The following is an 8,597-nucleotide window of genomic DNA, read 5'->3' on the forward strand; positions in this document are numbered from 1 at the left end:
CAGGAAGCATCATCCCAGCTTTCACGCTACCGGCGGGAGACCCGACATCGAGCCGTTCAAGGAGGGGGACGCGCGGTGCGGACGCTGATCCGTGGACTGGGCGAGCTGTGCATCACCGCCGGGCTGATCCTGATGCTGTTCGTGACGTACGAACTGTGGGGAACCGGCCGGTACACGCAGGACCAGCAGAACCGCCTCGCCGACCAGCTCCGCGACCGGTGGCGGGCCCCCGAGGTCACCACCGAGCGGGTCCGGCTCGGCTCCGGCATCGCCATGCTGCGCGTCCCCGAGTTCGGGGACGACTACGGCTTCGTCGTCGTCGAGGGCGTCGAGCGCGACGACCTGCGCAAGGGCCCCGGCCACTACCCCGGCAGCGCCATGCCCGGCGAGGTCGGCAACTTCGTCGTGTCCGGCCACCGCACGACGTACTCCGCGCCCTTCAACGACCTCGGCGAACTCGAACGCGGCGACGAGATCCTCGTCGACACGCGCGACAAGCAGTACGTCTACAAGGTCACCGGGCGCGACATCGTCGAGCCGACGGCCGTCGAGGTCACCGCGCCCGTCCCGTACCACCCGGGGAAGAAGCCCACCGAACGGCTCATCACCCTCACCACCTGCCACCCGAAGTACTCCGACGCCGAACGCATGATCGTCTTCGGTGAGCTGACCGCCGCGAGGCCGCGTGTCCCGTCCGCCGCGGCCGCCGAGTAGGAGGGGTTCCCGTGTACGCGTGGATCTGGCGCCGGCTGCCCGGCGCGTGGCACACCAAGCTCGCGGTCGCGGCGGCCGTCGCCCTCGCGATCGGCCTGGTGCTGTGGAACGTCGTGTTCCCGTGGGTGGAGCCGAAGGTCCAGTTCGACCACGGCGTCGTCACCGGGACCCCGTCGCCGTCGTCGTCCCCGGGCGTCCCGTGAGCCCGCGCGTCCTCGTCGTGGACAACCACGACAGCTTCGTCTTCAACATCGTCCAGTACCTGCGGGAACTCGGCGCCGACTGCCGCGTCGCGTCCCGCGCGGACGTGGAGGTCGCCGACGCCGCCGCCGTGGACGGCGTCCTGCTGAGCCCCGGCCCCGGACGTCCCGCGGACACGGGCGTCTGCGTCGAGATCGTCCGGTCGGGGGCGCCCGTGCTCGGTGTGTGCCTCGGCCACCAGGTCATCGCGTTCGCGCACGGTGCCACCGTGTCCCGCGCGCCCGAGATCGTCCACGGGTCGACGAGCCCGATCCGGCACGACGGCCGCGGCGTATTCGCCGGGCTGCCGAACCCGTTCCCCGCGACCCGGTACCACTCGCTCGCCGTCGAGGCCGCGACCGTCCCGGACGTCCTGGAGATCACCGCACGGACCCCGGACGGCGTCGTCATGGGCCTCCGGCACCGCGCGGCGCCCGTCGAGGGCGTCCAGTTCCACCCGGAGTCGATCCTGTCGGCCGGCGGCCGCACGCTCCTGCGGAACTGGCTCGACACCCTCTGACCAGGGCATTCCCGACTCGCAGAAAATTCTGGTTGAAATCCGTAACGTCCGGACGTCCTGGGCCGAAGACCATATCGAGGGCTTCCGCCATTGCCCCCGAGTGGCGGAAGCCCTCTTCGCGTGTCTCCGCGCCCGATCACTCGAAGACGTACCGCTCGCCGTCCCACGCGAGGTCGTGATCGTCGATGTGCACCCGCCACTCGGCGTCCGGCAGCACCGCGCGCAACGCCGGGAGCCCGACCTCCATGTGGAACTCGAGCTGCGCCTCCATGACCTCCGCCCCGCATCCGCTGTGCGAGATCTTGCTCGCCCCCCAGACGACCTCGCGCGGCTCCCTGCCCGCGAGAACCTGGACGGGCTCGGCCAGCTCGCCCGGCGCCTCGGTGACCGAGGGCACGACGCCGCACCCCTTCCACTCCGGCAGGCGCGCGCCGATGCTCGCGTACAGCCCCTCGGTCTGCACCCTCGCCGCCTCCTCCAGGGCCCGGAAGTCGCCCGCGCCGAGCGGCGCGTCACGGTACGCGCTGTAGTAGATCGAAACGCCCACGCTCTCCTCCGATCGGCAGCCTCACCACATCATGGCGGTATGACGATCCCCCGTACGGACGGATGAGCCGAAGGCCCCCGAGCACCCTCCGAACCCGCATCACACCCGGCGTCGCTCCACGTACCGTGGGCTTCGGGCATCCGATCAGCGAAGAGGAGTCCTCGATGGCCGATGACGCACGCATCGGTGAGAACGTCCGGGCCGCACGCCAGTTCCGCGGCATGTCCCTCGAGGCGACGGCCGGTCTGGTGGGCCGTTCCAAGGGATGGCTATCCAAGATCGAGAACGGGCAGGCCCGTCTCGAACGCCGCTCCGACATCCGTTCCCTGGCGGAGGCCCTCGAAGTCTCCGCCGCCGATCTCCTCGGTGAGCCGACCCCGGCGATCCGCCCCCGCGAACGGGACTACGGCGACATCATCCCCCTTCGCGAGACGCTTTTCGACTCGTCCCTGGACGACCCTCCCGACGTCCCGACGCGCCCGCTGCGGGCGCTCGCCGACCTGTGGCAGGCGGAACCGACCCGCCGGAAACGCCGCGCGGCCGACGACGCCCACCTGTCCACCGTCCTGCCCGGCTTGCTCGGCGAGCTCCATGTGCACGCCGCCGAGGGCGACGAGCAAGAACGCGTGCTCGCTCTCCGCCTGCTCGTGGAAGTGTGCATGTCGGCCGTGAACATGCTGCGCCATCTCGGCCAGGTCGACCTGGCGTGGATCGCGGCCGACCGCGCGGAGCAGGCGGCTTCACGCCTGGACGACTCCGTGATGATCGGCGCGGCGGCGGTCGCTCAAGCGTCGGCACGGCCGTCCCCCACGATGTCACGCCCGCTGCGCGAGGCCGAGCGGGCCTCGGCCGTCCTCGGGTCCGACATCGGCGAGGACCGCACCGGCAACGAGGTCTACGGCATGCTCCTGCTGTACGCGGCGCTCGCCCGCCAGATCGACGGCGATGACACCGGTGCGTCCGAACGCACGGCCGAAGCCGCGCGCGTCGCCGAGCGGCTCGGGGAGCAGCCCGCCGACTCGCCGGGAGAGGGATGGCAGAGTTTCGGCCCGGCGAACGTCGCGGTCTGGCGGACGACGCTGGCGGTCGAGGCCGGCGAACCCGAGGCGGCGCTGCGCATCGCCGCCGACGTAGACGTCCGCGGACTTCCCCGCCGCACCCGTGCGGCGTCCCTCGCCATCGAGCAGAGCCGTGCCCTGGCCATGCTCGGGCGGGACGAGGCCGCCGTCCGGCAGATCCGTCGCGCCGAGAAGATGTCGGCGGTCACCGTCCACAAGAACCCGATGGTCAGGGATCTCGTCGCCGATCTCTACAACCGGTCCGCCGGGCGTGACCTGCGCGGATTGGCCTGGCGGATGAACCTCACCTGACAAGAGTTTCCGTACGGAAACGAACACGGACCGTCACGGTCTACGGTGCCGCCTTCGGGTGTCTCACGACACGAAGGCGGCCCCGGCCTGGTGAGGCAACACCAGGGAAGCCCGGGGCCTCGGCCGGAAGGCGGTTCCGACCTATGGCAGATGGTACGTACGCCACCAACCCGCTCGCCGCATTGGGGGCGCATCTCTCGGCCCGGCGGCTCGAGGTCGAGCTGACGGCGGCGGGCCTGCGGGTCGCGGACCCGCAGGCCGCCGGGTGCTGCGACGCCGCACTTGTCCCGGCGGACGTCATCACGTGCCGTCCTCGCCCGGACGACGGCGACCGGCGATGGTTCTTCACGTCGTGGAACGAGCCGATCTCCGAGGCGGACCGCATCGTGGACGCCACCACGTTCGTCCTCGGGTACCTGGCGGCGCGCGGCGAGACGGGCGGGGCCGGGCGATGACGCCCCGGGAGGTGGCCGCCCAGATCGAGTGGATGTTCCCGGGCGCCTCGGTGTGGCTCGGCCGGCACACGGGGAGCTGGTGGGCCGCCGTGTGCGACCGTGCGGGCCGGCACCGGTTGGTGGAGGCCGCGTCGCCCGCCGGGCTGGTCCGGAGCATGGACGAACTCGGCGTGCGGCGCGCGACCGCGCCGTGCCACACGCGGCAGCGGGTCACCGCGCCCCCCGCACGTCCGCCCGCACGTCCGCCCACGCGGCCCCCCGCACGAGCCCTGCCACGGCGCGCGGCGCCCCGGCGAGGGCGCCTGCGCAGTGCGTTCGCCGTGCTCCTCGCCTCCTGAAATGTTCGCCCAGCCCGGTTCCAGCGGGGGTGACCGATCGGTCGTTCGTGCCCGCGCCTGTGGTGCCGCCGCTCCTCTACTCTGAGGGCATGCGGATTCCCGGCCTGGGCGAGGTCACCGAGGACGGCGATCTTGGCTGGTGTCGGAGTGGTCCTGTGCCTGGTCCCAGTGCTCGACGGTGCGTTCTGCCGCTTCATCATCGACGGGTATGACGATGACCCCGCACCCGAGGACTTCCACGCGGCGATTCGTACGTTCCTGTCGCTCGACGCATCGGTGCTGGCCCTGGCCAGGCCGTCGTTCTTCGCTTACTACCGCGACATCACGAACGACGTCCTGGCCGCCGGTCACCATGACCGGTACGTCGAGATCCGAAATCCGGAGGACGTACTCGATCACGTCCGGTTCAAGGACGAACCGACCGTCGCCCGCGACACCTACGGCGACCGGCACGTCCACGTGTCACTGGAGTGCGAATGCGACTGGGAGCCCGAGCATGGCCTGCAGGTCGTGTTCAGGGGTGGTCGTTCCGTGACCAAAGTCGGCCCCTATGACGGGCACCTGACCAACTCGGCCGCCTACGGCGATGACGCCCTCGACGGCGTCGTCTACTACAGGTCGCGCTGAATCGAGGAGGCCCGTCCACACCCCGGGCGACGGCCGAGCGGCCGCGAGGATCGGCCCGGCTCGGTGGGGCCGGGTCGATCCTGGTCGCCGGGAGGCTGCACGGGCGGGTCGCGCCGGGGGTGCTGATCGTGCCCGGGCTGCTGGCGGCGGCGGTCGGGATGCTCCTGCTGACAGGACTGACGGCGGGCACCGCGGACGTCTTCGTCCGGTACCTCGTGCCCGCGATGGTCCTGACCGGGCTGGGGCTCGGCTGCGTCATCACCCCGACCGCCGCGCTCGCGACCGCGGGCATGCGCGGGCACGACGTCGGCGCGGCGTCGGCCGCGTACAACGCGTCCCAGCAGTTGGGGGCCGCGCTGGGGACGGCGCTGCTGAACGCGCTGGCGGCGAGCGCCGGGGCGGCGTACCTGGCGGCGCACCGGGCCGCCCCGCCGGACGCGGCGGTGGTGCACGGCTACACGACGGCCCTGGCCGTCGCGGCGGGCGTCCTGCTGGCCGCGGCGTGCATCAGCGTGCCGGTCGTCCGGCGCTGATCAGGGGCGGACGCCGACGGCGGCGCCGATGCGATCGCCGCGATCGTCGCCCCTGTAGCGCGGAAAGCTTGACACAAGGTGGCAGGTTTACGGGGAAGCATGGGGTCATGCGCGAAACGCCAGAAGAACTCGACGCGTTGCAGAGGCTGCTCGACTCCTCGCTCGCCCGCTCCACCTCGCACCTCCGCTCGATCGTCGCCGAACGGACGATCGACGCCGTGGAGCTCACGCGAGTGCTCACGGGGATGTGCACCCTCGCGTTGTCCACCGTGACGGCGAAGGGGGAGCCGCGGATCAGCGCCGTGGACGGGCACTTCCTGCACGGCCGGTGGCACTTCGGGACGGCGCGGGACGCCGCGAAGGCCCGCCACCTCGACGCGCGTCCGGCCGCCAGCGCCGCGCACATGCGCGGTGAGGACCTGGGCGTGTTCACGCACGGCACCGTGGAGGTCCTCAACCCGCGGGGCGGGGAGCCCGCGGCGGACTGGCCGTACCTGCTCGCCTACCTCAAGGAGCTGTACGGCGACGACGCCTCCGACTGGGACGAGGAGATCGTCTACTACCGGCTGCGGCCGCACTGGATGACCGTCTACGCGCCCGACATCGGCAAGCTCACGGAAGGGTGACCGGAACGCGGACGCGGCCGCGGGGACGAACCCCGCGGCCGCGTCCGATCGCGGTGCGTCAGTTGCCGTTCGGGGGCCAGTCGGGCAGGCTCGGGCCGGTCGGCTGCGACTGCGACGGCGTCGGGTCCGGCTCCTTCGCGATGAAGATCGTGACCGTGTCGCCGGGGGCGACGATCGCGTTCGCGCCGGGCGACTGCTGGTAGACGAAGCCGATCGAGACCTGCTTGTCCGGCGGCGCCACGCCCTCCTGCACCTCGACCTTCAGCCCGAGCTCCTCCAGCTTGGCCTCGGCGGCGCGCTTGCTGCTGTTGAACAGGTCCGGCACCTCGATCGTGCTCGGGCCGGTCGACACGTACACCGTGACGTCGGATTTCACCGGCGCCTGCGAACCGGCGGCCGGGTCGGTGCGGATGACGTTGCCGCGCGGGACGTCGTTGCTGGTGGCGACCTTGCGTTCGGGGTCGAGCCCGAGGTCCTTCAGCGCGCTCTCCGCCGCCGACGCCGGCTGGCCGGCCAGGTCGGGGATCGTCACCTTCTTCGGCGGCCTCTTGCCGTCGGAGATGACGAGGTTGACCTCGGTGCCCTCGGCGACCTGCGTGCCCGGCTTCGGGTCCGTCGACATGACGGCCCCCTTGTCGACCTCGTCGCTGTACTCCTTGGTCGTCTCGCCGACCTTCAGGTTCGCCTTGGTGAGCGCGGCCTCGGCGTCGTCGGCGGACATGCCGACGATGCTCTGCGGCACCGCGACCTGCACCGGGTCCTCCTCGCCGCCGCCACCGCTCATGAACCAGCCGATGAGGGCCGCGCCGCCGATGAACACGACGGCGAGGGCCGTCCACAGGGCGACCTTCTTGCCCGCGCCGCCCCGCTCGGGCCGGTCGTCGTCGTAGTGGACGGGCGGGAGGTACGGGTCGCCGTACCCGTCGTCCATCGGCCGCTGCATCTGCGTGTGCGGCGGGCCGGCCGGGTACGCGCCCATCACCTGGGTGCCCTGCGGCGGCTGCGCCCCCAGCATCATGGTGGACGCCGCCGTGGACGCGACGGGCTGGCCCTGCAGGACGCGCTGGATCTCCTGCCGGAACTCCGTCGCGTTCTGGTACCGGTTGTCCGCCTCCTTCGCCATCGCCTTCAGGACGACCGCGTCGGCCCACTGCGGGATCTGCGGGTCGATCTGGGACGGCGGGACGGGCTCCTCCCGCACGTGCTGGTACGCGATCGCGACCGGGGAGTCGCCGGTGAACGGCGGCCGTCCGGTCAGCAGCTCGTACAGCACGCAGCCGGTGGAGTAGATGTCGCTGCGGGTGTCGACGCGCTCGCCGCGGGCCTGCTCGGGCGACAGGTACTGGGCGGTGCCGATCACCTGGGCGGTCTGCGTCATGGTGGCCGCGGAGTCGGCCATCGCGCGGGCGATGCCGAAGTCCATGACCTTGACCTCGTGATTGCGGGTGAGCATCACGTTGGCCGGTTTGATGTCGCGGTGCACGATCCCGCCGCGGTGGCTGTAGTCCAGCGCGCGCAGGATCCCGTCGGTGACCTCGAGGGCCTTCTCCGGCACCAGCGCGGTGTTCTCCCGCAGGAGGTCGCGCAGGGTGCTCCCGTCCACGTACTCCATGACGATGTACGGGATCGGGGTGTCGCCGATGACGTCCTCGCCGGTGTCGTACACGGCGATGACCGAGGGGTGGTTCAGGGACGCGGCGGACTGCGCCTCGCGCCGGAACCGGGCCTGGAACGTGGGGTCGCGCGCCAGGTCGGAGCGGAGGGTCTTCACGGCGACGGTGCGGTCGAGACGCAGGTCCCGGGCACGGTAGACCTCGGCCATACCGCCACGCCCGATCACCGCGTCGAGCTCGTAGCGGCCGCCGAGCAGCCGAGGTTGACTCATATGTGCACTTTCCCTCGTACGTCTACACCTTCAGTTCCCCGAACCTAGCCCGCCGGTCTCGGTGACGGAGGGATCTGGGGTCGGAGTTGACGGACTCGTGGTGACGTCCGTCGGCGACGGTGTCGGCTCGGTGTCGGTGGGAGTCGCACCGGGCGTCGTTGTGGTCGGCTTGCGGGTCGGTGACGCGCCTCCCGTCGCCGGGGTCGACCGGGACGGCACGGGCGTCGTCGGACGGATCCTATGCGGCTCGTGTCGATTCGTGACAGTGGGCACGGGGCTGCGGTTCTCGATCGTCGGCTGGGGCGTCGTCGGGCTCGGGGCGGCGGACGGTTCGATCTCGTCCTCACCTGCCGGGACGAACGTGGACGTCTCGGACGGGGAGCGTCCGTCCCCGGCGGAGCCGGCGCCGCGGCCGACCCAGAACGTGCCGAACACGATGGCGCCCACGAGGATCACGGCGGCGATCGAGCTGTACGCCAGTACCGCGCGACGCTGCCCCGGCACTGCCCCGTCCGTGAGGTTATCCGCACCATCGCCCGCGTCAAATCCCGGCAAAGCGGCCGTACGGCGCTTCGAGGGCGCGTTCGGGCGGCCACGGGCGGGCACGCCCCGCCGCGTCCCGGCCGGGCCCGTCCCGCCCGTCCGGGACGGCCTGGGCGCGCCGGACGCCACGGGGGTGTCGGGCGTCGCGCGACGGCCGGGCGCCTCGGGCGTCCGGGCGGCGGCGGGCATCCCGAACGCG

12 protein-coding genes are annotated in these 8,597 nt (G+C 71.9%); 10 read left to right on the forward strand and 2 right to left on the reverse strand.

The features are described 5' to 3' along the window. The first annotated feature begins 75 nt into the window (after positions 1 to 75). The 3 genes from ACFQ11_RS03800 to ACFQ11_RS03810 are packed head-to-tail and all read left to right on the forward strand — an operon-like array spanning position 76 to position 1,474. Positions 76 to 714, forward strand: coding sequence for a class E sortase (locus ACFQ11_RS03800; RefSeq protein ID WP_378296353.1), 639 nt, complete (start codon positions 76 to 78; stop codon positions 712 to 714). A gap of 11 nt (positions 715 to 725) precedes the next feature. After that, positions 726 to 917, forward strand: coding sequence for a hypothetical protein (locus ACFQ11_RS03805; protein ID WP_378296355.1), 192 nt, complete (start codon positions 726 to 728; stop codon positions 915 to 917). Continuing rightward, positions 914 to 1,474, forward strand: coding sequence for an anthranilate synthase component II (locus ACFQ11_RS03810; RefSeq protein ID WP_378296356.1), 561 nt, complete (start codon positions 914 to 916; stop codon positions 1,472 to 1,474). Before ACFQ11_RS03805 ends, ACFQ11_RS03810 begins: the two co-directional genes overlap by 4 nt. A 136-nt stretch (positions 1,475 to 1,610) precedes the next feature. Here ACFQ11_RS03810 and ACFQ11_RS03815 read toward each other — a convergent pair whose 3' ends face one another. Beyond that, entirely contained in the window at positions 1,611 to 2,021 is a 411-nt protein-coding gene (locus ACFQ11_RS03815) for a hypothetical protein (RefSeq protein WP_378296358.1), read from the reverse strand. A gap of 164 nt (positions 2,022 to 2,185) precedes the next feature. On the opposite strand from ACFQ11_RS03815, the gene ACFQ11_RS03820 reads away from it, so the two are divergent. The 6 genes from ACFQ11_RS03820 (at position 2,186) to ACFQ11_RS03845 (ending at position 5,970) form a co-directional block, all read left to right on the forward strand. Then, positions 2,186 to 3,391 carry a helix-turn-helix domain-containing protein gene (locus tag ACFQ11_RS03820; RefSeq protein WP_378296359.1) on the forward strand — a complete coding sequence of 402 codons (1,206 nt, stop codon included), beginning with the start codon at positions 2,186 to 2,188 and terminating at the stop codon, positions 3,389 to 3,391. 143 nt (positions 3,392 to 3,534) lie between these two features. Further along, the gene (locus tag ACFQ11_RS03825) at positions 3,535 to 3,846 is read left to right on the forward strand and encodes a hypothetical protein (protein ID WP_378296360.1); all 312 of its coding nucleotides are present in this window, start codon (positions 3,535 to 3,537) and stop codon (positions 3,844 to 3,846) included. Continuing rightward, the gene (locus ACFQ11_RS03830) at positions 3,843 to 4,184 is read left to right on the forward strand and encodes a hypothetical protein (RefSeq protein WP_378296361.1); all 342 of its coding nucleotides are present in this window, start codon (positions 3,843 to 3,845) and stop codon (positions 4,182 to 4,184) included. The genes ACFQ11_RS03825 and ACFQ11_RS03830 overlap by 4 nt, the downstream gene beginning before the upstream one ends. Positions 4,185 to 4,331: 147 nt before the next feature. Then, the gene (locus ACFQ11_RS03835; protein ID WP_378296362.1) at positions 4,332 to 4,811 is read left to right on the forward strand and encodes a DUF6985 domain-containing protein; all 480 of its coding nucleotides are present in this window, start codon (positions 4,332 to 4,334) and stop codon (positions 4,809 to 4,811) included. 128 nt (positions 4,812 to 4,939) lie between these two features. Then, a complete protein-coding gene (locus tag ACFQ11_RS03840) occupies positions 4,940 to 5,344 on the forward strand; it encodes a hypothetical protein (protein ID WP_378296363.1) in 405 nt (134 codons plus the stop codon). A 107-nt stretch (positions 5,345 to 5,451) separates the two neighbouring features. After that, a complete protein-coding gene (locus ACFQ11_RS03845) occupies positions 5,452 to 5,970 on the forward strand; it encodes a pyridoxamine 5'-phosphate oxidase family protein (protein ID WP_378296364.1) in 519 nt (172 codons plus the stop codon). 58 nt (positions 5,971 to 6,028) lie between these two features. Here ACFQ11_RS03845 and pknB read toward each other — a convergent pair whose 3' ends face one another. After that, the gene (gene pknB, locus ACFQ11_RS03850; protein ID WP_378296365.1) at positions 6,029 to 7,855 is read right to left on the reverse strand and encodes a Stk1 family PASTA domain-containing Ser/Thr kinase; all 1,827 of its coding nucleotides are present in this window, start codon (positions 7,853 to 7,855) and stop codon (positions 6,029 to 6,031) included. Positions 7,856 to 8,114: 259 nt separating this feature from the next. Here pknB and ACFQ11_RS03855 point away from each other — a divergent pair. Next, on the forward strand, positions 8,115 to 8,597 hold a 483-nt coding region (locus tag ACFQ11_RS03855), incomplete at its 3' end, for a hypothetical protein (RefSeq protein ID WP_378296366.1).

The sequence above is a fragment of the Actinomadura sediminis genome (assembly GCF_042675525.1).
In the GTDB taxonomy this organism is placed as follows: domain Bacteria; phylum Actinomycetota; class Actinomycetes; order Streptosporangiales; family Streptosporangiaceae; genus Spirillospora; species Spirillospora sediminis.